Source organism: Pseudomonas sp. B3(2017) (assembly GCF_002113595.1).
Lineage (GTDB): Bacteria > Pseudomonadota > Gammaproteobacteria > Pseudomonadales > Pseudomonadaceae > Aquipseudomonas > Aquipseudomonas ekonensis.
Genome location: NZ_NEIU01000030.1, coordinates 1 through 26,453 on the forward strand (window position 1 = coordinate 1; position 26,453 = coordinate 26,453).

At 64.8% G+C, this 26,453-nt stretch carries 23 protein-coding genes and 1 pseudogene; 20 read left to right on the plus strand and 4 right to left on the minus strand.

Annotated features, from left to right (window positions below):
* Window positions 1-50 precede the first annotated feature (50 nt).
* The 4 genes and pseudogenes from CAG33_RS26845 to CAG33_RS26860 form a co-directional block, all read left to right on the plus strand.
* Window positions 51-455 (plus strand): annotated as a pseudogene (locus tag CAG33_RS26845) (hypothetical protein); the annotation flags it as partial.
* Between the two features lie 166 nt (window positions 456-621).
* The gene (locus tag CAG33_RS26850) at window positions 622-1,980 is read left to right on the plus strand and encodes a nucleobase:cation symporter-2 family protein (protein WP_085577671.1); all 1,359 of its coding nucleotides are present in this window, start codon (window positions 622-624) and stop codon (window positions 1,978-1,980) included.
* A gap of 159 nt (window positions 1,981-2,139) precedes the next feature.
* Entirely contained in the window at window positions 2,140-2,925 is a 786-nt protein-coding gene (locus CAG33_RS26855) for an outer membrane protein OmpK (protein ID WP_085641181.1), read from the plus strand.
* 385 nt (window positions 2,926-3,310) lie between these two features.
* Complete coding sequence (locus CAG33_RS26860; RefSeq protein ID WP_085577673.1) at window positions 3,311-4,096, plus strand: outer membrane protein OmpK; 786 nt, start codon at window positions 3,311-3,313, stop codon at window positions 4,094-4,096.
* A gap of 222 nt (window positions 4,097-4,318) precedes the next feature.
* Here the strand turns inward: CAG33_RS26860 and CAG33_RS26865 are convergent, their stop codons facing one another.
* Window positions 4,319-5,491: a patatin-like phospholipase family protein gene (locus tag CAG33_RS26865; protein ID WP_085577674.1), complete on the minus strand. Its 1,173-nt coding sequence runs from the start codon at window positions 5,489-5,491 to the stop codon at window positions 4,319-4,321.
* Window positions 5,492-5,527: 36 nt separating this feature from the next.
* Window positions 5,528-6,460: a lipid A biosynthesis lauroyl acyltransferase gene (locus CAG33_RS26870; RefSeq protein ID WP_085577675.1), complete on the minus strand. Its 933-nt coding sequence runs from the start codon at window positions 6,458-6,460 to the stop codon at window positions 5,528-5,530.
* A gap of 117 nt (window positions 6,461-6,577) precedes the next feature.
* Here CAG33_RS26870 and minC point away from each other — a divergent pair, with 117 nt between their 5' ends.
* The 8 genes from minC to CAG33_RS26905 all read left to right on the plus strand — a co-directional run bounded on the left by minC (window position 6,578) and on the right by CAG33_RS26905 (window position 14,683).
* The gene (minC, locus tag CAG33_RS26875; RefSeq protein WP_085577885.1) at window positions 6,578-7,315 is read left to right on the plus strand and encodes a septum site-determining protein MinC; all 738 of its coding nucleotides are present in this window, start codon (window positions 6,578-6,580) and stop codon (window positions 7,313-7,315) included.
* 169 nt (window positions 7,316-7,484) lie between these two features.
* Window positions 7,485-8,297, plus strand: a complete 813-nt coding sequence (minD, locus tag CAG33_RS26880) for a septum site-determining protein MinD (protein WP_085577676.1) — start codon at window positions 7,485-7,487, stop codon at window positions 8,295-8,297.
* Window positions 8,297-8,551 carry a cell division topological specificity factor MinE gene (gene minE, locus CAG33_RS26885; RefSeq protein WP_007960071.1) on the plus strand — a complete coding sequence of 85 codons (255 nt, stop codon included), beginning with the start codon at window positions 8,297-8,299 and terminating at the stop codon, window positions 8,549-8,551. Before minD ends, minE begins: the two co-directional genes overlap by 1 nt.
* Window positions 8,552-8,642: 91 nt before the next feature.
* Window positions 8,643-9,278, plus strand: a complete 636-nt coding sequence (locus CAG33_RS26890; protein WP_085577677.1) for an RluA family pseudouridine synthase — start codon at window positions 8,643-8,645, stop codon at window positions 9,276-9,278.
* 52 nt (window positions 9,279-9,330) lie between these two features.
* The gene (locus CAG33_RS26895; RefSeq protein ID WP_085641183.1) at window positions 9,331-10,431 is read left to right on the plus strand and encodes a hypothetical protein; all 1,101 of its coding nucleotides are present in this window, start codon (window positions 9,331-9,333) and stop codon (window positions 10,429-10,431) included.
* A gap of 359 nt (window positions 10,432-10,790) precedes the next feature.
* On the plus strand, window positions 10,791-12,080 hold the full coding sequence (locus tag CAG33_RS26900) for a M18 family aminopeptidase (protein ID WP_085577679.1): 1,290 nt from the start codon (window positions 10,791-10,793) through the stop codon (window positions 12,078-12,080).
* 191 nt (window positions 12,081-12,271) lie between these two features.
* Window positions 12,272-12,448: a hypothetical protein gene (locus CAG33_RS28625; RefSeq protein ID WP_007965354.1), complete on the plus strand. Its 177-nt coding sequence runs from the start codon at window positions 12,272-12,274 to the stop codon at window positions 12,446-12,448.
* Between the two features lie 75 nt (window positions 12,449-12,523).
* Complete coding sequence (locus CAG33_RS26905; protein WP_085577680.1) at window positions 12,524-14,683, plus strand: mechanosensitive ion channel family protein; 2,160 nt, start codon at window positions 12,524-12,526, stop codon at window positions 14,681-14,683.
* 112 nt (window positions 14,684-14,795) lie between these two features.
* On the opposite strand, the gene CAG33_RS26910 is transcribed toward CAG33_RS26905, so the two are convergent.
* Window positions 14,796-15,509: a UTRA domain-containing protein gene (locus CAG33_RS26910; RefSeq protein WP_085641185.1), complete on the minus strand. Its 714-nt coding sequence runs from the start codon at window positions 15,507-15,509 to the stop codon at window positions 14,796-14,798.
* Window positions 15,510-15,860: 351 nt separating this feature from the next.
* Here CAG33_RS26910 and CAG33_RS26915 point away from each other — a divergent pair, with 351 nt between their 5' ends.
* The 6 genes from CAG33_RS26915 (at window position 15,861) to CAG33_RS26940 (ending at window position 21,155) form a co-directional block, all read left to right on the plus strand.
* Window positions 15,861-16,925: an ABC transporter substrate-binding protein gene (locus CAG33_RS26915; RefSeq protein WP_085577682.1), complete on the plus strand. Its 1,065-nt coding sequence runs from the start codon at window positions 15,861-15,863 to the stop codon at window positions 16,923-16,925.
* A 120-nt stretch (window positions 16,926-17,045) separates the two neighbouring features.
* Window positions 17,046-17,852, plus strand: a complete 807-nt coding sequence (locus CAG33_RS26920; RefSeq protein WP_085577683.1) for an alkaline phosphatase family protein — start codon at window positions 17,046-17,048, stop codon at window positions 17,850-17,852.
* 5 nt (window positions 17,853-17,857) lie between these two features.
* Entirely contained in the window at window positions 17,858-18,694 is an 837-nt protein-coding gene (locus tag CAG33_RS26925; RefSeq protein ID WP_170929971.1) for an ABC transporter permease subunit, read from the plus strand.
* A complete protein-coding gene (locus CAG33_RS26930; RefSeq protein WP_085577685.1) occupies window positions 18,681-19,481 on the plus strand; it encodes an ABC transporter permease in 801 nt (266 codons plus the stop codon). The genes CAG33_RS26925 and CAG33_RS26930 overlap by 14 nt, the downstream gene beginning before the upstream one ends.
* The gene (locus tag CAG33_RS26935) at window positions 19,478-20,467 is read left to right on the plus strand and encodes an ABC transporter ATP-binding protein (RefSeq protein WP_085631216.1); all 990 of its coding nucleotides are present in this window, start codon (window positions 19,478-19,480) and stop codon (window positions 20,465-20,467) included. The genes CAG33_RS26930 and CAG33_RS26935 overlap by 4 nt, the downstream gene beginning before the upstream one ends.
* A 34-nt stretch (window positions 20,468-20,501) precedes the next feature.
* Complete coding sequence (locus CAG33_RS26940; protein WP_085577687.1) at window positions 20,502-21,155, plus strand: HAD family phosphatase; 654 nt, start codon at window positions 20,502-20,504, stop codon at window positions 21,153-21,155.
* Window positions 21,156-21,211: 56 nt separating this feature from the next.
* Here CAG33_RS26940 and CAG33_RS26945 read toward each other — a convergent pair whose 3' ends face one another.
* The gene (locus tag CAG33_RS26945; protein WP_085577688.1) at window positions 21,212-22,174 is read right to left on the minus strand and encodes a zinc-binding dehydrogenase; all 963 of its coding nucleotides are present in this window, start codon (window positions 22,172-22,174) and stop codon (window positions 21,212-21,214) included.
* A gap of 180 nt (window positions 22,175-22,354) precedes the next feature.
* Between CAG33_RS26945 and CAG33_RS26950 the strand changes: the two genes are divergently transcribed.
* Both CAG33_RS26950 and CAG33_RS26955 read left to right on the plus strand, forming a co-directional pair.
* Entirely contained in the window at window positions 22,355-24,439 is a 2,085-nt protein-coding gene (locus CAG33_RS26950) for a carboxy terminal-processing peptidase (protein ID WP_170929972.1), read from the plus strand.
* A gap of 132 nt (window positions 24,440-24,571) precedes the next feature.
* On the plus strand, window positions 24,572-26,362 hold the full coding sequence (locus CAG33_RS26955) for a bifunctional diguanylate cyclase/phosphodiesterase (protein ID WP_085577690.1): 1,791 nt from the start codon (window positions 24,572-24,574) through the stop codon (window positions 26,360-26,362).
* The last annotated feature ends 91 nt before the right edge of the window (window positions 26,363-26,453 follow it).

The window sequence follows — 26,453 nt, forward strand, 5'->3', positions numbered from 1 at the left end:
GGCCGTCGGCAAGCCGTTGACCTGGCTCGCCCTGATCAGCATTCCGGGCTGACGTGGCCAAGGCACCGGCGAAGATCGAGTACCAGCCCCTGCCGGAAACGGCGTTGGGCGGCGGCGCCAAACCGGCCGAGGCCGCGCAGCCGGCCGCACCCGCAGCCCCTGCCGCCGCACCGGCCCAGGCGTCCAATGCCGGCCCTGCGTTCGACAAGGTGCACAGCGTGATCCAGGAACGTTGCGCGGTCTGCCACTCGGCCAAGCCGACCAGTCCGCTGTTCAGCGCAGCCCCTGCCGGCGTGATGTTCGACACCCCTGAACAGATCCGCCAGAACGCGGCGCGGATCCAGGCCCAGGCCATCACCACGCAGATCATGCCGCTGGGCAACATCACCCAGATGACCCAGCAGGAACGTGACCTGATCGGTGCATGGATCGCCCAGGGAGCCCAGACCAACTAAGCAGTAAAAGCATCGCGAGCAGGCTCGCTCCTACACAGGTCATACAAAACCTGTAGGAGCGAGCCTGCTCGCGATTGACCGCAACGCGGTCAGCCTGATGCAAATGACAGCGGTGCGCACCACCACCGCTGTTCAATCACAAGAATAAAAAGATCCGAGGTGTTGCATGTCCGAGCTGTCCAAAGCGCGCATCCCCGACGCACCCGCCATTCAGCGTTTGCCCCTTTTGCAACTGATCCTGGTCGGTCTGCAACATGTTCTGCTGATGTACGGCGGCGCCATCGCGGTTCCGCTGATCATCGGACAGGCCGCAGGCCTGAGTCGCGAGGAAATCGCCTTCCTGATCAACGCCGACCTGCTGGTCGCCGGCATCGCCACCATCGTCCAGTCCCTGGGCATCGGCCCGATGGGCATCCGCATGCCGGTGATGATGGGCGCCAGCTTCGCCGCCGTCGGCAGCATGGTCGCCATGGCCGGCATGCCCGGCATCGGCCTGCAGGGGATCTTCGGCGCGACCATCGCCGCCGGGTTCTTCGGCATGCTCATCGCGCCGTTCATGTCCAAGGTCGTGCGCTTCTTCCCGCCGCTGGTGACCGGCACGGTCATCACCTCGATCGGCCTTTCGCTGTTCCCCGTGGCCGTGAACTGGGCCGGCGGCGGTGCCGCCGCCGCGCAGTTCGGCTCACCCGTCTACCTGGCCATCGCCGCCCTGGTGCTGGCCACCATTTTGCTGATCCACCGCTTCATGCGCGGCTTCTGGGTCAACATCTCCGTGCTGATCGGCATGTGCCTGGGGTATGTGCTCTGCGGCGCCCTCGGCATGGTCGACCTGAGCGGCATGGCCAATGCGCCCTGGGTGCAGTTCGTCACCCCGCTGCATTTCGGTCTGCCGAAGTTCGAGCTGGCGCCGATCCTGTCCATGTGCCTGGTGGTGGTGATCATCTTCGTCGAGTCCACCGGCATGTTCCTGGCGCTGGGCAAGATCACCGGCGAAGACGTCTGCCCGCGCCGGCTGCGGCGCGGCCTGATGTGCGACGCCGCCGCCTCGTTCTTCGCCGGTTTCTTCAACACGTTCACCCATTCCTCGTTCGCCCAGAACATCGGCCTGGTGCAGATGACCGGCGTGCGCTGCCGCTCGGTGACCATCGTCGCCGGCGGCCTGCTGATCGTGCTGAGCCTGTTGCCCAAGGCAGCGTTCCTGGTGGCGTCGATTCCGCCGGCGGTGCTGGGCGGCGCGGCCATCGCGATGTTCGGCATGGTGGCGGCCACCGGGATCAAGATCCTGCAGGAGGCCGACATCGGCGACCGGCGCAACCAGCTGCTGGTGGCGGTGAGCATCGGCATGGGCCTGATCCCGGTGGTGCGTCCGGAGTTCTTCGCCCACCTGCCCGTGTGGATGAGCCCGATCACCCACAGCGGCATCGCCATGGCCACCCTCAGCGCCCTGGTGCTGAACCTGCTGTTCAACATCCTCGGCGGCGCCGAACGCGCAACGATCAACGACTGCCACGCTCACCCGCATTGACGGCAACACGAAGCTCCCTTGTGGGAGCGAGCCTGCTCGCGATAGCGGTGTGTCATTCAACAGTGACGGCGACTGACACGCCCTCTTCGCGAGCAGGCTCGCGCCTACAGGGGATGGGCAACCCTGCGCCTGAAAAACAATAACAAGAGGGAGCACCAGATGATTCGCACGCAATCCGGATTGCTGTTGAGCGGTGGCCTGATGGCCGCCACCCAGGCCATGGCCGGCGACCTGCTGCTGTGGCAGACCAACAGCCTGAGCTACCTGTACGGCAAGAACTTCGCGATCAACCCGTCGATCCAGCAGACGGTGACGTTCGAGCACGCCGACAAATGGAAGTACGGCGACAACTTCCTGTTCGTCGACAAGATCTTCTACAACGGCCAGGAAGACCGCAACAAAGGCCCTCACGCGTTCTACGGCGAATTCAGCCCGCGCCTGTCGTTCGGCAAGATCTTCTACAAGCGGATCGAATTCGGCCCGGTCAAGGACGTGCTGCTGGCGATGACCTACGAATACGGCGAAGGCGACAGCGAGGCCTACCTGATCGGCCCCGGCTTCGACCTCAAGGTGCCGGGCTTCAACTATTTCACCCTCAACTTCTACCGCCGCCAGACCGAAGGCCCGCGCCCCGGCGACGGCGTCTGGCAGATCACGCCGGGCTGGTCGTACAGCATTCCCGTGGGCAACTCCGACGTGCTGATCGACGGCTACCTCGACTGGGTGGTGGACAACGACGAGAACGCGCGCGGCACCTACCACGCCAACCTGCACATCAACCCGCAGATCAAGTACGACCTGGGCAAGGCCCTCGGCTGGCGCGAAAAGCAACTGTACGTGGGCACCGAGTACAGCTACTGGAAGAACAAGTACGGCGTCGAAAGCAGCCACAGTTTCGACACCAACCAGAACACCGCCAGCCTGCTGGTGAAGGTGCACTTCTGAGATGGCCCGCAACCGCGCCCCTTACCTGTCGTCGGTGCTCTGTTGCGGGGCACTTGAGGCCTGGCCGTCGAGTCAGTATTCTCCGCGGCCTCCTGAATTCGGTCTAAAAAAAAGCCCGAATTTAATTCCTGACCGAAAAGCCAACTTATCCAGGCCGCGGTCAGTGCCGAGGCATTCCGAAAACACGTTCATCCGACTGTTTTTCAGCAGCCGGACGGGCGTTTTTTTGCTTTCCGAAAGCCTTGGCGCAGCTCTTGCTGAACGCACCTGCCACAAGCGGCGGAGCTGACCGGACGGACGATTTTCGCAGTAACGAGAAAAGGCGCCACACCAGAGCGCCGACCTTAAAAAAATAACGTGGAACACCTACTTTGGGAGCAACCGAATGAAACGCACCTGCACCAGCCTGATGCTCGCGGGATCCTTGCTGGCCGGCGGCCAGGCCATGGCCGGCGACCTGCTGCAATGGCAGAACAACAGCCTGACCTACCTGTACGGCAAAGACTTCAAGGTCAACCCGGCCATTCAGCAGACCGTCACCTTCGAGCACGCCGATGCGTGGAAGTACGGGGACAACTTCCTGTTCATCGACAAGATCTTCTACAACGGCAAGCCGGATGGCGGCGTCGGCAACAACACCTACTACGGCGAGTTCAGCCCGCGCCTGTCGCTGGGCAAGATCCTCGACCAGAAGATCGAGTTCGGCCCGGTCAAGGACGTGCTGCTGGCGATGACCTACGAGTTCGGTGAAGGCGACGTCGAGTCCTACCTGATCGGCCCGGGCTTCGACCTGGCGATCCCAGGCTTCGACTACTTCCAGCTGAACTTCTACCAGCGCCACACCGAAGGCCCGCGCGCCGGTGACAACGTCTGGCAGATCACCCCGGTCTGGTCCTACACCATTCCGGTCGGCAAGTCGGACGTGCTGATCGACGGCTTCATGGACTGGGTGGTCGACAACGACTCCAATTCCAAGGGCGACTACCACGCCAACCTGCACTTCAACCCGCAGATCAAGTACGACCTGGGCAAGGCGCTGAGCTTCGGCGAGAAGCAGCTGTACGTGGGCGTCGAGTACGACTACTGGAAAGACAAGTACGGGATCGACGACACCCGTGCGTTCACCACCAATCAGAACGTGACCAGCTTCCTGGTGAAGTTCCACTTCTGATTCAGGCCTAAGCGGCGTCCTTGCGGACGCCATCGCGAGCAAGCTCGCTCCCACAGGGCATTGCAGAGACAACAGAATCTGCATTCAACCCGGATCCCCTGTGGGAGCCAGCCTGCTGGCGATGAGGCTGGCACAGCTGACAGCTTCACCGCCTGACACACTGTCATCGCTGGCAAGCCAGCTCCCACAGGGTTTGGGTTCAACCCTGCATCCGAGAACGCCTCAGGCCGGCACCACCGCCTCGCCGATCCCCAGGAACCGGCACAGCTCATCGCGCTTGGCCAACGCATCGCGCCGCCCCAGGTCGATCAGCTCGCTGCAGTACCCCGCCTCGAACAACAGATAGCTCAGCACCCCCGCCCCGCTGGTCTTGGTCGCGCCCGGCCCGCGCAGGAACACCCGCAACGCCGCCGGCAGCTCCTGACGGTGCCGCGCCGCGATTTCGTCGATCGGCTGGCTGGGCGAAATCACCAGCACCTCCACCGGCGCCGCGCCCAACGCCCGGGTCGGCGTGCCGTCGGGCAGCAGATGGCTGAACTGGTTCAGGCGCTGGAGCAGTTCGATGTCGCTTTCCAGGCTGTCGATGAACGTGCTGTTGAGCATGTGCCCGCCGATCTGCGCCAGCGTCGGCTGCTGGCCGGTGTAGGTGCGTTCCAGCGGCTGCTGCGGATCGACGCCGCGCGGGTTGCCGCTCACGCCCACCACCAGCACCCGGCTCGCCCCCAGGTGCAGCGCCGGGCTGATCGGCGCCGACTGCCGCACCGCGCCGTCGCCGAAGAACTCGGCGCCGATCTTCACCGGGGCGAACAGCAGCGGGATCGCCGAACTGGCCAGCAGATGATCCACCGACAGTTGGGTCGGCACGCCGATGCGCCGGTGACGCAGCCACGCATCGATGGCGCCGCCGCCCTGATAGAACGTGACGGCCTGGCCGGACTCGTAGCCGAACGCCGTCACCGCTACCGCATGCAGCTGTTTGCGGGCGATGGACTCGGCGATGCCGGGCATGTGCAGCTTGTCGTGCAGCAGCGAGCGCAGCGGCGAACTGTTGAGCAACGCCACCGGCACCCGCCGGCCCAGGCCCAGCAGGCTGTGGAACACGAACCGGGCGGCCTGGCGGATCACCCCCGGCCAGTCGCTGCGCAGCACCCGGTGGCTGCGGAACCCTTGCCAGAACTGGGTGAGACGCTCGACGGCGGCGCGAAAATCCGTGGCGCCGCTGGCCAGGCTGACCGCGTTGATCGCCCCGGCGGACGTGCCGACGATCACCGGGAACGGGTTGTCCGCCCCCGGCGGCAGCAATTCGGCGATGGCTGCCAGCACCCCGACCTGATAGGCCGCCCGAGCCCCGCCGCCGGAAAGAATCAAACCTGTGACCGGTTCAGCTGGGCTCATCGCAACGCTCCGTGGTGCCTTAAGGGAAAGGGAACATCAACCGCGCTTGGCGTACAGCTTCGGCTCGCCCGGCGGACGGCTCTTGAAGCGCCGGTGGGCCCACAGGTATTGCTCGGGGCAATCGCGCAGCACGCCTTCGACCCACTGGTTGATGCGGATGCAGTCGGCCTCTTCGGTCTCGCCGGGGAAATCCTCCAGCGGCGCGTGGATCACCAGCCGGTAGCCGCTGCCGTCGGCCAGGCGTTCCTGGGTGAACGGCACCACCAGCGCCTTGCCCAGCCGGGCGAATTTGGTGGTGGCGGTGACGGTCGCCGCCTGAATGCCGAACAGCGGCACGAAAATGCTTTGCTTGGCGCCGTAGTCCTGGTCCGGCGCATACCAGATCGCCCGGCCCGAACGCAGCAGTTTGAGCATGCCGCGTACGTCGTCGCGTTCCACCGCCAGCGAATCGAGGTTGTGCCGTTCGCGGCCGCGACGCTGGACGAAATCGAACAGCGCGTTCTTGTGCTCGCGGTACATGCCGTCGATGGTGTGCTGCTGGCCGAGCAGCGCCGCGCCGATCTCAAGCGTGGTGAAGTGCGCGGCCATCAGGATCACGCCCTTGCCCTCGCGCTGGGCCTTCTGCAGGTGCTCCAGCCCCTCGACATGGGCCAGCTTGGCCAGGCGCTGGCGCGACCACCACCAGCTCATCGCCATTTCAAAGAAGGCGATGCCGGTGGAGGCGAAGTTCTCCTTGAGCAGGCGCTTGCGCTCGGCGGCGGACTTCTCCGGGAAGCACAGTTCCAGGTTGCGCTTGGCGATGCGCCGCCGGTCGCCGGCCAGGCGATACATCACGGCACCGAGAAACCGACCGATGGCCAGCAAGGCGGGGTACGGCAGCTGCACGATCAGCCACAAGAGCCCCAAGCCGCACCAGAGCGGCCAGAAGCGCGGGGAAAGAAAGGCGGTTCGAAAACGCGGGCGTTCCATTAAAGCTTCCGTCAATGCAGTGGCCGCGCATTCTACATCGTTCGACCCGGCTTGCGGCTGGCCGGCGTTCTCGTTATAAGTCTCGGCACTTTTAGTGACAAGCCGTTGTATCCCGACATGAGCCAAACCGAACCGCTAGACCAGGATCCCGTGTTCCAGTTGAAGGGCAGCATGCTGGCCATCACCGTGCTGGAGCTGTCCCGCAACGACCTCGACAGCCTCGACCGGCAACTGGCGGCCAAAGTGGCCCAGGCCCCGAACTTCTTCAGCAACGCGCCGCTGGTCCTGGCCCTGGACAAACTGCCGCCGGGCGAAGGCGCGGTCGACCTGCCGGGACTGATGCGCGTGTGCCGCCAGCACGGCCTGCGCACCCTGGCGATCCGCGCCAGCCGCATCGAGGACATCGCCGCCGCCATCGCCATCGACATCCCGGTGCTGCCGCCGTCCGGCGCCCGCGAGCGGCCGCTGGAGGCGCCTGAGCCAGAGGTGAAGAAACAACCGGAAAAGGCGCCGGAACCGACCGTCAAGCCGACCCGCGTCATCACCTCGCCAGTACGTGGCGGCCAGCAGATCTACGCCCAGGGCGGCGATCTGGTGGTGGTCTCCTCGGTCAGCCCCGGGGCGGAACTTCTGGCCGACGGCAACATCCATGTATACGGCCCGATGCGCGGACGTGCGCTGGCCGGCGTCAAGGGCGACACCAAGGCGAGGATTTTCTGCCAGCAATTGAGCGCTGAACTGATCTCCATCGCAGGCCATTACAAGGTTTCCGAAGATTTGCGCCGCGACCCGCTGTGGGGCGCCGGCGTGCAGGTCAGCCTGTCGGGCGACGTGTTGAACATCATTCGGCTTTAACGGATACTGCCGCATTTTCCAAGCATCTCTGAAACATAGCGAAAACGGCTCAAACGAAGTAGGAAAAAGGCCAAAAGCCGAATTCCAGCCAAGGCTGTCCGACTGCATTAGTTTTCAAGAGATGTTTTTCAGGGGCTGAACAGTCCTTCTTCCTTAGGGGTGAAACACCTTGGCCAAGATTCTCGTGGTTACATCCGGCAAGGGTGGTGTGGGTAAGACCACCACCAGCGCCGCTATCGGTACCGGCCTCGCACTGCGCGGGCACAAAACAGTCATCGTCGACTTCGACGTGGGCCTGCGTAACCTCGACCTGATCATGGGTTGCGAGCGTCGCGTGGTGTACGACTTCGTCAACGTGGTCAACGGCGAAGCCAACCTGCAGCAAGCCCTGATCAAGGACAAGCGCCTGGAGAACCTGTACGTGCTGGCCGCCAGCCAGACCCGTGACAAGGACGCGCTGACCCAGGAAGGCGTGGAAAAGGTCCTGATGGAACTCAAGGACCAATTCGACTTCGTGGTCTGCGACTCCCCGGCGGGCATCGAGAAAGGCGCCCACCTGGCCATGTACTTCGCTGACGAAGCGATCGTCGTGACCAACCCTGAGGTTTCCTCGGTGCGCGACTCCGACCGCATGCTGGGCCTGCTGGCCAGCAAGTCGCGCCGCGCCGAAAAAGGCGAAGAGCCGATCCAGGAACACCTGCTGATCACCCGCTACCACCCGGAGCGTGTCGAGAAGGGCGAAATGCTCGGCGTCGAAGACGTCAAGGAAATCCTCGCCGTCCGCCTGCTGGGCGTCATTCCGGAATCCCAGGCCGTGCTCAAGGCCTCCAACCAGGGCGTCCCGGTCATCCTCGACGACCAGAGCGATGCCGGCCAGGCCTACAGCGACACCGTCGACCGTCTGCTGGGCAAGGAAAAAGAACACCGGTTCCTCAATGTCGAGAAGAAGGGATTCTTCGAGCGTCTGTTTGGAGGTAGGTAATGAACCTTTTTGACTTCTTTCGTGCCAACAAGAAGCCCAGCACCGCCTCGGTAGCGAAAGAGCGTCTACAGATCATCGTGGCGCATGAACGCGGCCAGCGCAGCACCCCCGACTACCTGCCGTCCCTGCAGAAGGAACTGGTGGAAGTGATCCGCAAGTACGTCAACATCGGCAACGACGACGTGCACGTGGCGCTGGAAAGCCAGGGCAGCTGCTCGATCCTGGAACTCAACATCACCCTGCCAGACCGCTGATCCGGCCTGGCGGGAACGACGGCGGCTTCAGGCCCTTCCAGCGATGGAACGGCCTGAAGCCGCCGTCGGCATTTGTCACGAGACTGTTTTAATGCCGCTGTCCAACATCCGCATCATCCATCAGGACGCCGCCATTCTGGTGGTCGACAAGCCCACCCTGCTGCTCTCGGTGCCCGGCCGGGCCGAGGACAACAAGGATTGCCTGATCACCCGCCTGCAGGAAAACGGCTACCCGGAAGCGCGAATCGTCCATCGGCTGGATTGGGAAACGTCCGGCATCATCCTGCTGGCCCGCGACCCCGACACCCACCGCGAACTGTCGCGCCAGTTCCACGACCGGGAAACCGAAAAGGCCTACACCGCCTTGTGCTGGGGCCAACCGGAACTGGACAGCGGCAGCATCGACCTGCCCCTGCGCTACGACCCGCCGACCAAGCCGCGCCACGTCGTGGACCACGAGTTCGGCAAGCACGCCCTGACCTTCTGGCGCGTGCTGGAGCGTTGCGGCGACTGGTGCCGCGTCGAGCTGACGCCGATCACCGGCCGTTCGCACCAGTTGCGCGTGCACATGCTGTCCATCGGGCATCCGCTGCTGGGCGACGGGCTCTATGCCCATCCGCAGGCCCTGGCGGCCTGGCCGCGCCTGTGCCTTCACGCCAGCATGCTCAGCTTCACCCACCCCCAGTCCGGCGAACGCTTGCGCTTCGAGTGCCCGGCGCCGTTCTGAGCACTGCCCAGAGGGGCAGTCACCTGTATTGAGACAAGGATTTTTGTTCCGGATGAGCGGTATCGATTCCCTGGCAACACCCGTCAAGAAAACCCGTCACCAGCTGCTTTACCTGATCTACGGCAACCAGGATGTGTACCGGCGCGAAGCCAAGTTCAGCATCCTCACCGCCCTGTCCCAGGCCAAGAACGGCAAGCGCCCGGCGATCCGGATCCTCACCGACCGGCCGCAGGACTATGCCGGCTGGCCGGTGGACACCCTCGTGCTGGACGAACAGACCCTGACCCGCTGGCAAGGCAGCCACGGCTACCACCACCGGCGCAAGGCCTGTGCGATCGCCGCCGGCCTGCAACTGGCGCAGAAGACCCTGTTCGTCGACACCGACACGCTGTTCACCAGCGACCCCAACCGGCTGTTCCAGCACATCACCCCCGGCCAATCGGTGATGGACCGCTTCGAGTACGACTGGAAAGACGTGCACCAGCGCCAGGACTACCTCAAGCTCGCCCGCGACCTCGTTGCCCACGGCGTGACGCCCGACAACGGCTTCAAGCTCTACAACAGCGGCCTGTGCGGGGTCACCGACAGCGACTCGGCGCTGTTCGAGGAATCGATCCGCCTGATCGACGAATGGACCGCCGGCGGCTTCGAGATCCACACCATCGAGCAGATCGCCTTGTCGTACGCCATGCGCAAGCGTCCGGTGGTGGAGGCGCGCAAGCACATCTACCACTACTTCGCGGAGAAGCGTTTCTTCCATGCGATGCAGGCGTACTTCTTCTCCCAGCACGGCGAGGCGTTCAGCCAGCGCCTGGTGGACCTGTGCACCGACGTGCCGCGGGCCAAGCCATTCCCGTCGGCCTGGCAACGCCTGAAGATCAAATGGAAACTGCGCAACCAGAGCGGCACCCTGCGCAAGGTCGGCCGCGACCTTTTGTACGGCAGCGCCGCGCCGGACCATCCGTACTACACCGCTTGCCGCCATGAGTGGTGGGAATGCGCCTCGCGGGAAATCCTGCGCTGGGACGAAAGCCGCCGGAAAAAGCTGCTGGACCATCCCCGCTGGCCGCAGCAACTGCCGCGTCCGGACAAGCCCGAAGACGAAAAGATCATCATGAGCTACCTGAAGAAACGGGTGTCGGCGGCCCGCTGAGGCACCTCTCCGGCTCCGCGGCGCCTTGGCTGACGCCATCGCCGGCAGGCCGGCTCCCACAAACGTGTGGAAGCCACTGTCTTGATCATGCCCTGCGGTGCCCGGACGGCCGCCATCGCTGGCAAGCCAGCTCCCCACAGTTATCGCAGATCACCGAAGACCACTGTGGGAGCGGGCTTGCCCGCGAAAGGGCCGGCCCCGGCAACACCCTCCTGCCGGCCGCCCTTCTGTGGGAGCCAGCCTGCTGGCGATGGCGCCGGCCCAGGCACCGCACGACCGGACCAAGACAGTAGCGCCCGCATGTCCCCAGCCTCGGACCGATGGGTTAAACTCCCGCCCATCGCTGTCTGGAGCCTCCTATGCGCGAAGAGTTGAACCAAGGCCTGATCGACTTCCTCAAGGCCTCACCTACCCCGTTCCACGCCACCGCCAGCCTTGCCCAACGCCTGGAGGCCGCCGGTTATGTGCGCCTCGACGAGCGCGAGCCGTGGCACACCGAAGCCAACGGCCGTTACTACGTCACCCGTAACGACTCCTCGATCATCGCCATCAAGATGGGCCGCCACTCGCCGCTCCACGACGGTATCCGCCTGGTCGGCGCCCACACCGACAGCCCGTGCCTGCGGGTCAAGCCGCAACCGGAACTGCAGCGCCAGGGCTTCTGGCAACTGGGCGTCGAAGTCTACGGCGGCGCGCTGCTGGCGCCATGGTTCGACCGCGACCTGTCGCTGGCCGGCCGCGTCACCTTCCGCCGCGACGGCAAGGTCGAAAGCCAACTGATCGACTTCAAGGCACCGATCGCGATCATCCCCAACCTTGCGATCCACCTCAACCGCGAAGCCAACCAGGGCTGGGCGATCAACGCACAGACCGAGCTGCCGCCGGTGCTGGCGCAGTTCGCCGGCGACGAGCGCGTGGACTTCCGCGCCGTGCTCACCGACCAGTTGGCCCGCGAGCACGGCCTCAACGCCGATGTGGTGCTCGACTACGAGCTGAGCTTCTACGACACCCAGAGCGCCGCCGTCATCGGCCTGCACGGCGACTTCATCGCCGGCGCCCGCCTGGACAACCTGCTGTCGTGCTACGCCGGCCTGCAGGCCCTGCTCAACGCCGACACCGAAGAGACCTGCGTGCTGGTGTGCAACGACCACGAAGAGGTCGGCTCCTGCTCGGCCTGCGGCGCCGACGGCCCGATGCTGGAGCAGACCCTGCGCCGCCTGCTGCCCGAAGGCGACGAGTTCGTGCGCACCATCCAGAAATCCCTGCTGGTCTCGGCCGACAACGCCCACGGCGTGCACCCCAACTACGCCGAGAAGCACGACGGCAACCACGGCCCGAAACTCAACGCCGGCCCGGTGATCAAGGTCAACAACAACCAGCGCTACGCCACCAACAGCGAAACCGCCGGGTTCTTCCGCCACCTGTGCATGGCCGAAGAAGTGCCGGTGCAAAGCTTCGTGGTGCGCAGCGACATGGGCTGCGGCTCGACCATCGGCCCGATCACCGCCAGCCACCTGGGCGTGCGCACCGTCGACATCGGCCTGCCGACGTTCGCCATGCACTCGATCCGCGAACTGTGCGGCAGCCATGACCTGGCGCACCTGGTCAAGGTGCTGAGCGCGTTCTACGCCAGCCGCGAACTGCCGTAACCCTGCGAGAACATCGCCGGCAGACGGGCTCCCACATGGGCAATGCGTTCCATTATGGGAGCCAGCCTGCTGGCGATGGCTATCGAACAGACGCCGCCCCCGTCCGGAGCGGCCCGGTTCTGACCCGCATCACCCCCACCGGGCAAAATCCCACCTAGACTTGAACCATCCCCTTCGACAAGGCAGTCGCCATGATCTCGATGTCATCGTTCCACGCCATGCTCATTCCGATCCTGTCGGGCATGATCCTGCTCGCCATCGGCTTCAACTTCCGCGACAAGAACGCCGGCGTGTTCGCCATGTGGGTCGGCATGCTGATGATCCTGGCCACCGTGGTCTACAAGATCCTGGCCAAACTCAACGAATGAGCCGTGCTGCGCTCGCATTGGCTCCGGCGGGCTCGTACACTCGCCCGATCCGCCCCTTGCGAGGTTGACTGCCCCGTGTTCGCCCGTCTCTTCACCCTGCCCTGCCTGTTTCTCGTCTGCCTGATTTCCCTGATGCCGCTGGCGCCGGCCGAGGCGGTCGGCCTGCCGGGCATCCTCAACGGCGCGAACAAGGCCCAGCCCGAAGCCCAGGAACCGCTGGGCCAGTCGCTGGACGAGGTCATCAAGTCGCTGGAGAACGATCAGCAGCGCGCCCGCCTGCTGGCGGACCTGAAGAAACTGCGCGACGCCACCCAAAAGGCCCAGGCCACCCCGGAAGAAGGCGTGCTGGGCCTGATCGGCGGCACCCTGGCCAACTTCGAAAAGCAGTTTTCCGGCGCCGACAGCCCGCTCAGCCGCTGGCTCGCCGAATTCGACCAGGCCCAGGACGAACTGGCCGCCCTGATGGTGCCCGCCAGCGAGTGGGTGCCGATCGTCTTCGCATTCGCCGTGATCCTCGCGGTCTGGAGCCTGCTCGCCGCCGCGCTGATCTGGCTCGGGCACCGGGTGCGCCTGCGCTTCGGCCTCACCGAGGAACTGCCGCAACACCCCAAGGCCCTCGACATGCTGCGCTTCGCCCTGCGCAAGCTCGGGCCATGGATGATCGCGCTGGTGATGACCGTCTACATGAGTTACGCCCTGCCGTCGTCGCTGGGCAAGAGCCTGGCGATGGTGCTGGCCTATGCCTTGGTGGTGGGCACCTGTTTCTCGGCGATCTGCGTGATCGCCTTTTCCCTGCTCGACGGGCCGCACCGCCACCGCGCGCTGTACATCCTGCGGCACCAGGCGTTCCGCCCGCTGTGGCTGATCGGCAGCTTCGCCGCGTTCGGCGAGGCCCTGAACGATCCGCGCCTGATCGCCAGCCTCGGCGTGCACCTGGCGCACACCGCCGCCACGGTCGCCAACGTACTCGCCGCCCTGTTCACCGCGCTGTTCATCCTGCGCTTCCGGCGGCCCATCGCCCATCTGATCCGCAACCAGCCGCTGTCCCGCCGCCTGACCCGCCGCGCCCTCAGCGACACCATCGAGATCCTGGGCACGTTCTGGTACGTCCCGGCGCTGGTGCTGGTCGGCATTTCGCTGTTCGCCACGTTCATTTCCGCCGGCGACACCAGCACCGCGTTGCGCCAGTCGCTGATCTGCACCGTGCTGCTGGTGCTGTGCATGGTCATCAACGGTCTGGTGCGTCGCCATGCGCTCAAGCCGCAGCGCGGGCCGAAGCGCCACGCGTTCTATTCCGAACGCCTCAAAGCCTTTTTCTACACCCTCGCCCACCTGGCGGTATGGCTGGCGTTCATCGAGCTGGGCCTGCGGGTGTGGGGCAAGTCGCTGATCGGCTTCACCGAAGGCGAAGGCCACGACGTCAGCGTCAAGCTGTTCAGCCTGATCGGCACCCTGATCTTCGCCTGGCTGATCTGGATCCTCAGCGACACCGCCGTGCACCACGCCCTCACCCGCTCGCGCAAGGGCCTGGCCAACACCCGGGCGCAGACGATGATGCCGCTGATCCGCAACGTGCTGTTCGTGGCGATCTTCATCGTGGCCCTGATCGTCGCCCTGGCCAACATGGGCATGAACGTCACGCCGCTGCTGGCCGGTGCGGGCGTGATCGGCCTGGCCATCGGCTTCGGTGCGCAGTCGCTGGTGGCGGACCTGATCACCGGGCTGTTCATCATCATCGAAGATTCGCTGGCCATCGACGACTACGTGGACGTCGGCGGCCACCTGGGCACCGTCGAAGGGCTGACCATCCGCACCGTGCGCCTGCGGGACATCGACGGCATCGTGCACACCATCCCGTTCAGCGAAATCAAGAGCATCAAGAACTACTCCCGTGAGTTCGGCTACGCGATCTTCCGGGTCGCGGTGCCGTACAACATGGACATCGACGAGGCGATGAAGCTGATGCGCGAGGTCGGCCAGAAGATGCGCACCGATCCCCTGCAGCGCCGCAACATCTGGTCGCCGCTGGAGTTTCAGGGAGTGGAGAGTTTCGAGTCCGGCAACGCGATCCTGCGGGCGCGCTTCAAGACCGCGCCGATCAAGCAGTGGGAGGTTTCGCGGGCGTTCAACCTGTCGCTCAAGCGCCACCTGGACGAAGCCGGGCTGGACCTGGCGACGCCGCGCATGAGCGTGCAGGTGGTGACGGCCGGCGGTGGAGAGCCGAAACCGGAGTGACCGTCATCGCAAGCAGGCTCACTCCCCGCACTCCCCCCGAATCCCTGTGTGAGCCAGCCTGCTGTCGATGACGTCGGCAGGCGCACCGATCCAGTCACGGCCAGCCAACAGCTCAGAACACATCGACGCCGACATGGATCGCGTCATGCCGCCAGAACTCCAGGTCGCAGTCGATCAGCCGCTCGTGCTGATCGTAGTTGACCCGGGCGATCCGCAAGCCCGGACTGCCCACCGACACCCGCAGCGCCGCCGCGGCATCCACCGACAGCGAGGTCGGCACGATCTCGAACCGCACCCGGCCGTAGTGCAGGTCGTAGTTGCGCGCGTACAGCTCGGTGATCGACTGGTTCAGGTCGCAGTCCAGGATGCCCGGGAAATAATGCGGGTTCAGGTAGTGCTCCACATACAGCACCAGCCGCCCGTCGATGCGCCGGGACCGGCAGATCTGGATCACGCTCGACAGCGCCGGCAACTGCAGCCAGGCGCACACCGCCGCCGACGCCGGCTGCAGCCGCGCCGAAATCACCTCGGTCGACGGCACCCGCCCCTGGGCGCTGACCATCGCGTGAAAGTGGCTGCGCTGCATCAGGTTGTACGCCAGGCGCGGCGGTGACACGAACCAGCCACGGCGCTCCTCGCGGTAGATCTGCCCTTGGGCCTCCAGCTGCAGCAACGCCTCGCGCACCGTGATCCGGGTGGTGCCGAACAGCTCGCTGAGCTTGCGCTCGGCCGGCAGCTTGCTGCCGGGCGCCAGCAGGCCGTGGTTCATCTGCTCCTGAAGGATCAGGCAAATGGCTGTCACCGCTTTTGTTGCCTCATCGCGCATCAACGTTACCTATCTGGACTAGACCAGCACTGTTTCGGGGCAGAACCGCGCTGCAAAACCGGCTCATCACTGAACACAAAGCCTAGGCAGCGCAGATGACCGGGAGATGACAAAACCGCCCGACGGTCACGCTCACAGCCTGCAATACATCGGCCAAGTCCTTTACGGACCGGGCTCCGGCCATGGTCTACGCTTACCGGGCAGCCTGCGACGGCCCGCAGAAAAAAGCGCCGCCGGACAGTCGCCGACATCAAAGTGTCATCCAGCCCCCTTAGATTGGCTCAGGTATTGCTGACCTAGACCAACACACACCGCAATCGCAGCGTTGAACACGACCCAAGGAGCTTCGGAATGAAACAGTTTTTCCTGGCATCACTGTTAGGCTCGACCATTGCAATGTGCACCGCCGCCATGGCGGCCGACGACCTGAAAACCCTGGAAGCCGCTGCGAAAGCGGAAGGCGCCGTCAACAGCGTGGGCATGCCCGACGACTGGGCCAACTGGAAAGGCACCTGGGAAGACCTGGCCAAGAACTACGGCCTCAAGCACGTCGACACCGACATGAGCTCGGCCCAGGAAATCGCCAAGTTCGCCGCCGAGAAAGACAACGCCACCGCCGACATCGGCGACGTCGGCGCGGCCTTCGGCCCGATCGCGGTCAAGCAAGGCGTGGTGCAGCCGTACAAGCCGAGCACCTGGGAGCAGGTGCCTGCCTGGGCCAAGGACAAGGACGGCAACTGGGCGCTGGCCTACACCGGCACCATCGCCTTCATCGTCAACAAGAAGCTGCTGCACGGCTCCGAAGTGCCGACCAAATGGGCCGACCTCAAGGGCGGCAAGTACAAGGTCTCCATCGGTGACGTGAGCACCGCCGCGCAAGCCGCCAACGGCGTGCTGGCCGCCGCGCTGGCCAACGGCGGCGACGAGAAGAACCTGCAGCCGGCGCTGCTGCTGTTCGCCGACATCGCCAAGCAGGGTCGCCTGTCGATGTCCAACCCGACCATCTCCACCATCGAGAAGGGTGAAGTGGAAGTCGGCGTGGTCTGGGACTTCAACGGCCTGAGCTACAAGGCCAAGATGGCCAACCCGGATGACTTCGTGGTGCTGATCCCGTCCGACGGCTCGGTGATCTCCGGCTACACCACCATCATCAACAAGTACGCGAAGAACCCGAACGCGGCCAAGCTGACCCGCGAATACATCTTCAGCGACGCCGGCCAGATCAACCTGGCCCGCGGCAACGCCCGTCCGATCCGCGCCGAGCACCTGACCCTGCCGGAAGACGTGAAGGCCAAGCTGCTGCCGAACGAGCAGTACAAGAAGGTCACCCCGATCAAGGACGCCGATGCGTGGGAGAAGACCTCCAAGGCCCTGCCGCAGAAGTGGAACGAAGAAGTCATCGTCGAGATGAAGTAAGCCGATAGATCCCTACTAGGTCTGGCACAAAACCCTGTGGGAGCGGGCTTGCTCGCTCCCACAGGATCCGTGTCGATTTCGAGTTTCCCGTTCTTATTGTTTCGCGGAGTTTCTGCCCCTATGAAGCACAACGTCATCCTTGTCGTGCTCGACGGCCTCAGCCACGAGGTCGCCCGTCACGCCATGGGGCATCTGCAAGCTTATGTCGGCGCAGGACGCGCCGCGCTCCATCAACTGGAGTGCGAGCTTCCGGCCCTGTCCCGACCGCTGTACGAATGCATCCTCACCGGCGTGCCGCCGATCGACAGCGGCATCGTCCACAACAACGTCTCGCGCCTGTCCAACCAGCGCAGCATCTACCACTACGCCAGGGACGCCGGCCTGACCACCGCTGCGGCGGCCTACCACTGGGTCAGCGAGCTGTACAACCGCTCACCGTTCGTGGCGGCGCGCGACCGTCACACCGACGACCCGGCCCTGCCGATCCAGCACGGCCACTTCTACTGGAACGACCACTACCCGGACTCGCACCTGTTCGCCGACGCCGAGCACCTGCGCCTGCGCCACCGCCCGAACTTTCTGCTGATCCATCCGATGAACATCGACGACGCCGGCCACAAGCACGGCCTCGACTCGCCCCAGTACCGCAACAGCGCCCGCAGCGCCGACATCATCCTCGCCGACTACCTGCAAGGCTGGCTCGACGCCGGCTACCAGGTGCTGGTGACCGCCGACCACGGCATGAACAACGACCGCTCGCACAACGGCCTGCTGCCGGAGGAGCGCCGGGTGCCGCTGTTCGTGCTGGGCGACGCCTTCAGCCTGGATCCGGGCGCCCGGCCGAAGCAGACCGACCTGTGCGGCACCGTCTGCGAACTGCTCGGTGTGCCCCACGACAAACCCGTCTGCCGGGAGCTGCTCAAGTGAATCCGATGACCCGCAGCAAATGGCTGGCCGCCCTGTGCCTGGTGCCTTTCGCCCTGTTCTTCATGGTGTTCGAGATCGCACCGCTGGCCTGGGTGATGATCAACAGCCTGCAATCGGAGGAGTCCGGCTGGGGCCTGGCCAACTTCACCAGGATCTTCAGCTCCAAGTTCTACCTGCAGGCGATCCAGTACAGCCTGGAGATCAGTTTCTGGTCGAGCGTGTTCGGCATCCTCATTGCGGTGCTGGGCGCGTACTCGCTGCGCCGGGTCGACAGCAAACTGCGCAACTTCGTCAACGCCTTCGCCAACATGACCAGCAACTTCGCCGGCGTGCCCCTGGCCTTCGCGTTCATCATCCTGCTGGGCTTCAACGGCAGCTTCACGATCATGCTGAAGCAGGCCGGGCTCATCCAGGACTTCAACCTGTACTCCAAGACCGGACTGATCATCCTCTACACCTACTTCCAGATCCCCCTCGGCGTGCTGCTGCTCTATCCGGCCTTCGATGCGCTGCGCGAAGACTGGCGCGAGTCCGCCGCGCTGCTCGGCGCCAGCGGCTGGCAGTTCTGGCGCCACATCGGCCTGCCGGTGCTGACCCCGGCGCTGCTGGGCACCTTCGTGATCCTGCTGGCCAACGCCCTGGGCGCCTACGCCACGGTCTACGCGCTGACCACCGGCAACTTCAACGTGCTGCCGATCCGCATCGCGGCGATGGTCTCCGGCGACATCTCGCTCGACCCGAACCTGGCCAGCGCCCTGGCCGTGGTGCTGGTCGTCCTGATGACCCTGGTGACCGTCGTGCATCAACTGCTGCTCAAGAGGAGCTACCATGTCTCGCGCTGAATCCGGCCCGGCCGGCCTCTACCACCGCGTCGTGGTCTGCCTGCTGTTCGCCATTCTGCTGCTGCCGCTGGCGGGCACGCTGGTCTACTCGATCGCCAGCAGTTGGTCGGCCACCGTGCTGCCCAGCGGCTTCACCTTCAAGTGGTACATCCAGCTGTGGAGCGATCCGCGCTTCCTGCACGCCTTCGGCCAGTCGCTGCTGGTGTGCGTGGGCGCGCTGGCGCTGTCGGTGGTGCTGATCCTGCCGCTGCTGTTCGTGGTGCACTACCACTTCCCCAAGCTCGACGCGCTGATGAACATCCTGATCCTGCTGCCCTTCGCGGTGCCGCCGGTGGTGTCGTCGGTGGGGCTGCTGCAGCTCTACGGCTCCGGGCCGCTGGCGATGGTCGGCACGCCGTGGATCCTGATCGGCTGCTACTTCACCGTGGCGCTGCCGTTCATGTACCGGGCGATCACCAACAACCTGCAGGCGATCAACCTGCGCGACCTGATGGACGCCGCCCAACTGCTCGGCGCCAGCACCTGGCAGGCGGCGTTCCTGGTAGTGCTGCCGAACCTGCGCAAGGGCCTGATGGTGGCGTTGCTGCTGTCGTTCTCGTTCCTGTTCGGCGAGTTCGTGTTCGCCAACATCCTGGTCGGCACCCGCTACGAAACCCTGCAGGTGTACCTGAACAACATGCGCAACAGCAGCGGCCACTTCACCAGTGCGCTGGTGATCTCCTACTTCTTTTTCGTGCTGGTCCTGACCTGGGTCGCCAACATCTTGAACAAGGACAAAAGCCAATGAGCTATGTCAGCGTCCAACATCTGCAGAAGCACTACGCGGGCACCACGGTGTTCAGCGACATCAACTGCGAAATCAACAAGGGCGAGTTCGTCACCCTGCTCGGCCCGTCCGGCTGCGGCAAGTCCACCCTGCTGCGCTGCATCGCCGGCCTGACGCCGGTGGACGGCGGCAAGATCCTGCTCGACGGCGTCGACATCGTGCCGCTGAGCCCGCAGAAGCGCGGGATCGGCATGGTGTTCCAGAGCTACGCGCTGTTCCCCAACATGACCGTGGAGCAGAACGTGGCATTCGGCCTGCGCATGCAGAAGGTCAACGCCGACGACAGCCACAAGCGCGTGGCCGAAGCGCTGAAGCTGGTGGAGCTGAACGACTTCGCCGGCCGCTATCCCCATCAGTTGTCCGGCGGCCAGTGCCAGCGCGTGGCCCTCGCCCGCTCCCTGGTCACCCGGCCCCGCCTGCTGTTGCTGGACGAACCGCTGTCGGCCCTCGATGCGCGGATCCGCAAGCACCTGCGCGAGCAGATCCGGCAGATCCAGCGCGAACTCGGCCTGACCACGATCTTCGTCACCCACGACCAGGAAGAAGCGCTGACCATGTCCGACCGGATTTTCCTGATGAACCAGGGAAAGATCGTACAGAGCGGCGATGCCGAAACCCTGTACACCGCCCCGGTGGACGTGTTCGCCGCCGGCTTCATCGGCAACTACAACCTGCTGGACGCCGACAGCGCCTCGAAGCTGCTGCAGCGCCCGATCCACCACCGCATCGCCATCCGCCCGGAAGCCATCGAACTGCGCGTGGACGGCGAGCCCGACGCGCAGATCCGCAGCCACAGCCTGCTGGGCAACGTGATCCGCTACCGGGTCGAGGCCCGGGGCGTGGAACTGGTGGTGGACGTGCTCAACCGTTCGGCGGCGGATCTGCACCCCGACGGCCGCCGCCTCAAGCTTTCCATCGATCCGACGGCCCTGCGTGAGGTAGCCTGATGACTTTGCTGACGTTGAAGAGAGAACCGCACTGATGGCCCTGGCAATTTTTGATCTGGACGAAACCCTGATCCACGGCGACTGCGCCTCCCTCTGGAGCGAGCAGATGGGACGGCTGGGCTGGGTCGATCCCGAGTCGTTCATGCGCAGGAACAACGAACTGATGGACGCCTACAGCCATGGCAAGCTGCGCATGGAGGACTACATGGCGTTCAGCCTTGAGCCGCTGATCGGCCGCACCCCGGCGGAGGTGGAACACCTGGTCGAACCGTGGGTGGAAGACTTCATCGAACCGATCATCTTCAGCGATGCGACCAAGGCCATCGCCGCCCACCGCAAGGCTGGCGACCGGATCCTGGTGATCTCGGCCTCGGGCACGCACCTGGTCAAGCCGATCGCCGAACGCCTGGGCATCGACGAAATCCTCGGCATCGAGCTGGAGGTCGCCCATGGCGTGTACAGCGGCCAGACCACCGGCATCCTGACCTACCGCGAAGGCAAGATCACCCGTCTGCTGGAGTGGCTGGACGCCGAAGAAGAGAACCTGGAGGGCGCAAGCTTCTATTCCGACTCGCGCAACGACCTGCCGCTGCTGCTGAAGGTGGACTACCCGCACATCGTGAACCCGGATCCGGTGCTGCGCGAACACGCCGAACAGGCCGGCTGGCCGATCCACCTCTGGACCTGACCGCCTCCTGCGGGAGCGTCGGTCCGCACCGCCGCTCCCGCAGAATGTGCGGGCCGTCAGGCCAGGCTTTCGTCGATCAGCAGCACCACCTTCCCCGCCACCGTGTTGCTCGCCAGCTCCGCAAACGCCGCTTCGGCGTCCTTGGCCGCGAACGTCTTCGCCAACTGCGGGCTCAACCGTCCTTCGGCGAAGAGCGGCCAGACATGCTGGTTCAGGTCGGCGAACAGATCGGCCTTGAACCCGTCGTCGCGGCTGCGCAGGGTCGAGCCCAGCAACTGCACGCGCTTGCTCAGCACCTGGGCCAGATCCAGCTTCGCCTCGCGCCCGCCCATCAGGCCGATCAGCACCCAGCGGCCATCCTGCGCCAGCAGCTTGAGGTTCAGCGCCGAGTAATGGCCGCCCACCGGATCCAGGATCACATCGAACGGGCCGAAGTCCCGCAGGCTCTCCAGGTCATCGGTGCGCACCGCGCCGCCCTGGGCCCCCAGCGCTTCACAGTAGGCCAGGCGCTCGGCCGAGCCGACGCTGACCCAGCACGGGTTGCCGAACGCCTTGCACAGCTGGATGGCGGCCGAACCGATGCCGCTGGCGCCGGCATGCAGCAAGACCTTCTCGCCCGGCTTGAGCGCCGCCAGCCGGAACACGTTCAGCCAGACAGTGGCGTAGACCTCGGGCAGCGCGGCGGCTTCGGCCAGCGACAGGCCCTCCGGCACCGCCAGCACGTGCCGCCCGTCGACGACCACTTCTTCGGCCATCCCGCCGCCGGCCAGCAGCGCGCACACCCGGTCGCCGACCTGCCAGGACGACCCCGCGCCGACTTCGCTGATCACCCCCGAACACTCAAGGCCGAGCGCCTGGCTCACCCCCGGCGGCGGCGGATAGAGCCCGGCTTTCTGCAACAGATCGGCGCGGTTGAGCCCCGCCGCCGCCACCCGGATGCGCACTTGCCCCGCATCGCACGCAGGACTCGGCTCATCTACCCATGCCACTTGACCGTCAACGCCTTGCAATGCCTTCACACTGCCTCCATAGTGAGTCTGGACTGAGCCCGAAGCTGTAGCGCCGGGCTTTTTGCATTATGCGACCGGCCCTGGGTCTGAACGAACACTGAACGATTGTGTTCGGGCAGAGCGCAGAGGTACCGGCGACTTCAAAGACGGCCTAATATGCGTTATCAATTGTCCCCGCGTCGAATCAGCATGAAGCATCTGCTCCCCAGCTCCGCCCTCGCCCTCATCATCGGTATCGGTCTGTTGCCGGTCTCGGGCAGCTCATTCGCAGCCAACAGCTGGGACAAGCTGCAGCCCGACCGTGACGAAGTGATCGCCAGCCTGAACGTCGTCGAACTGCTCAAGCGCCACCACTACAGCAAGCCGCCGCTGGACGACGCCCGTTCGGTGATCATCTACGACAGCTACATCAAGCTGCTGGATCCGTCGCGCAGCTACTTCATGGCCAGCGACATCGCCGAATTCGACAAGTGGAAGACCCAGTTCGACGACTTCCTCAAGAGCGGCGACCTCAACGCCGGGTTCACCATCTACAAGCGCTACCTGGACCGCGTGAAGGCGCGCCTGGACTTCGCCCTCGGCGAACTGGGCAAGGGCGTCGACAAGATGGACTTCACCACCAAGGAAACCTTGCTGATCGACCGCAAGGACGCGCCTTGGCTCAAATCCACCGCCGAGCTCGACGACCTGTGGCGCAAGCGCGTCAAGGACGAAGTGCTGCGGATGAAGATCGCCGGCAAAGAGCCCAAGCAGATCCAGGAAACCCTGACCAAGCGCTACAAGAACCAGCTGGCGCGCCTGGACCAGACCCGCCCGGAAGACATCTTCCAGGCGTACATCAACACCTTCGCGATGTCTTACGATCCGCACACCAACTACCTGTCGCCGGACAACGCGGAAAACTTCGACATCAACATGAGCCTGTCCCTGGAGGGCATCGGCGCCGTGCTGCAGAGCGACAACGACCAGGTGAAAGTCGTGCGCCTGGTGCCGGCCGGCCCTGCCGACAAGACCAAGCAGGTCGCCCCGGCGGACAAGATCATCGGCGTCGCCCAGGGCAACAAGGAAATGGTCGACGTGGTCGGCTGGCGCCTGGACGAAGTGGTCAAGCTGATCCGCGGCCCGAAAGGCACCGTGGTGCGCCTGGAAGTGATTCCGGCCAGCAATGCGCCTAACGACCAGACCAGCAAGATCGTGCCGATCACCCGCGAAGCGGTGAAGCTCGAAGACCAGGCCGTGAAGAAGTCCGTGCTCAGCCTGAAACAGGACGGCAAGGACTACAAGCTCGGCGTGATCGAGATCCCGGCCTTCTACCTCGACTTCAAGGCATTCCGCGCCGGCGACCCGGACTACAAGAGCACCACCCGCGACGTCAAGAAACTGCTGACCGAACTGCAGAAAGAGAAAGTCGACGGCGTGGTCATCGACCTGCGCAACAACGGCGGCGGCTCCCTGCAGGAAGCCACCGAGCTGACCAGCCTGTTCATCGACAAGGGCCCGACCGTGCTTGTGCGCAACGCCGACGGCCGTGTCGACGTGCTCGAAGACGAAAACCCGGGCGCCTTCTACAAAGGGCCGATGGCGCTGCTGGTCAACCGCCTGTCCGCGTCGGCCTCGGAGATCTTCGCCGGCGCCATGCAGGACTACCACCGTGCGCTGATCATCGGCGGCCAGACCTTCGGCAAAGGCACCGTGCAGACCATCCAGCCGCTGAACCACGGCGAGCTGAAACTGACCCTGGCCAAGTTCTACCGCGTCTCCGGCCAGAGCACCCAGCACCAGGGCGTACTGCCGGACATCGACTACCCGTCGCTGATCGACACCAAGGAAATCGGCGAAAGCGCCCTGCCGGAAGCCATGCCGTGGGACACCATCCGCGCGGCGATCAAGCCGGCGGTGGATCCGTTCAAGCCGTTCCTGGCGCAGCTCAAGTCCGAGCATGACACCCGCACCGCCAAGGATGCGGAGTTCGTGTTCATCCGCGACAAGCTGGCCCTGGCGCAGAAGCTGCTGGAAGAGAAGACCGTCAGCCTCAACGAAGCCGACCGCCGCGCCCAGCACGCCGACATCGACGCCAAGCAGCTGGCGATGGAAAACATCCGCCGCAAGGCCAAGGGCGAAGAACCGCTCAAGGAACTGAAGAAAGAAGACGACGACGCCCTGGCCGCCGCCGAGCCGGACAAGGTCAAGCCGGAAGACGACGCCTACCTGAGCGAGACCGGGCGGGTGCTGCTGGATTACCTGAAGCTGAGCAACCAGGTCGCCAAGAAGTAAGGTGATGGCAATTTAATGGTGACGATCCCCGGATCGTCATCAAACAGTCATCATTCTGTCGTGCAATAAAGGACTGGGAGCGACTCTTGAACTAGAGCGCTCCCAGTCCTTTTTTTATCGCCCGAGAATGCCATGACCACGACCGAACAGCTGAGTGCCTTGAGCTCGATCCTGACTCAAAGCGGTTTGCACAGCCTGTTCCAGCCGATCATCTGCCTCTCGCAACGGCGCATCCTCGGCTACGAGGCCCTCACCCGGGGCCCGTCCAACAGCCCGCTGCACTCCCCCATCGCCCTGTTCGCCGTGGCCCGCCAGGCCGGCCGCCTGAGCGAACTGGAGATCGCCTGCCGGCAAAGCGCTTGCCGGCGCTTCAACGAACAGCGGCTGCCGGGCAAGCTGTTCCTCAACGTCTCGCCGGAGTCGCTGCTTGAGGCCGCGCATCAACCGGGGCGCACGCTGCAACTGCTTCAGGACTTCGGCATCCCGCCCAGCCAAGTGGTGATCGAACTGACCGAGCAGACGCCGACCGACGACTTCCAGTTGCTGCAAACGGCGCTGCACCACTACCGGGCCATGGGCTTCTCGATTGCGCTGGACGACCTCGGCGCCGGCTATTCGAGCCTGCGGCTCTGGTCCGAGCTGCGTCCGGACTACGTGAAGATCGACCGCCACTTCATCGACGGCATCCATCAGGATGCGCTCAAGCGCGAGTTCGTCGGCTCGATCCTGCAGATCGCCAAGGCCTCCAGGGCCCAGGTGATCGCCGAGGGCATCGAACTGCCGGAAGAGCTCGCCGTGCTCACGGAGATGGGCATCGACCTGGTGCAGGGCTACCTGCTGGGCCGTCCCCAGGAACATCCGCCCCGGGACGCCCGGGCCCTGATGCCCAAGCACGACAGCAGCGCCGTCGCCCTGAACGACGAAGGCAGCGACCTCAGCGCCCTGCTCAACGACCAGCCGGCGGTCAACCGCGACACCCCGACCGCCAACGTGCTGGAAGCCTTCCGCCGCCAGGCCAACCTCAATTCGCTGGCGGTGCTCGACGCCCAGGACCAGCCCTGCGGCATCGTCCACCGGCATTCCTTGTCCGATGCGCTGCTCAAGCCGTTCGCCACCGACCTGTTCGCCCGCAAGCCGATCAGCCGCCTGATGAGCGAAGATTTCCTGGCCGTGGAAATGAACCAGTCGCTGCAGCAGGTCAGCCGCCTGATCACCAGCCGCGCCCGGCAACGCATCGAAGAGGATTTCATCATCACCCTCAACGGCAGCTACCTGGGCCTGGGCCGGGTGATCGACGTGCTCAAGCTGATCACCGAGCTGAAGATCCAGCAGGCCCGCTACGCCAACCCCCTGACCCTGCTGCCCGGCAACGTGCCGATCCAGCAGTGCCTGACCCGCCTGCTGCTGCAGGGCCGCGAGTCGATCATCTGTTACGTCGACATCGACAGCTTCAAGCCCTTCAATGACATCTACGGCTACGGCCGGGGCGACGAAGTGCTGCTGTGCCTGGCCCAATGCCTGAACGAGCGCGTCGACCCCACCCGCGACTTCGTCGGCCACATCGGCGGCGACGACTTCCTGCTGGTGCTGGGACCTGAAGACTGGCGCAAGCGCCTCAACCAGTTGCTCGACGACTTCCAGAGCCAGTGCCGGCGCTTCTACCGCCCCGAACACCTCGACGCCGGCTGCTTCACCGCACCGAACCGTCAGGGGGTGCGCCAGGAATTCCCGCTGCTGTCGCTGTCCATCGGCGTGGTGCACCTGCACCCCGAGGCGTGCGGGCAACTGGACGCCAGCCAGCTCGCGGAAATGGCGTCGCAGGCCAAGCACCACGCCAAGAATGTGCCGGGCTACAGCGTGCACGTCATCGACTGCGGGGCCGTGCCTGACGCAGGGCCGGCGTTGCTGATGGGGCAACGCTGAGACCGTCTCCTGTGGGTGCGGGCAGGCTCGAACGACAGGCGCAAAAAACGGGGCGGGAGGTTGCCCTCACGCCCCGCTCATTCGTTGAGAC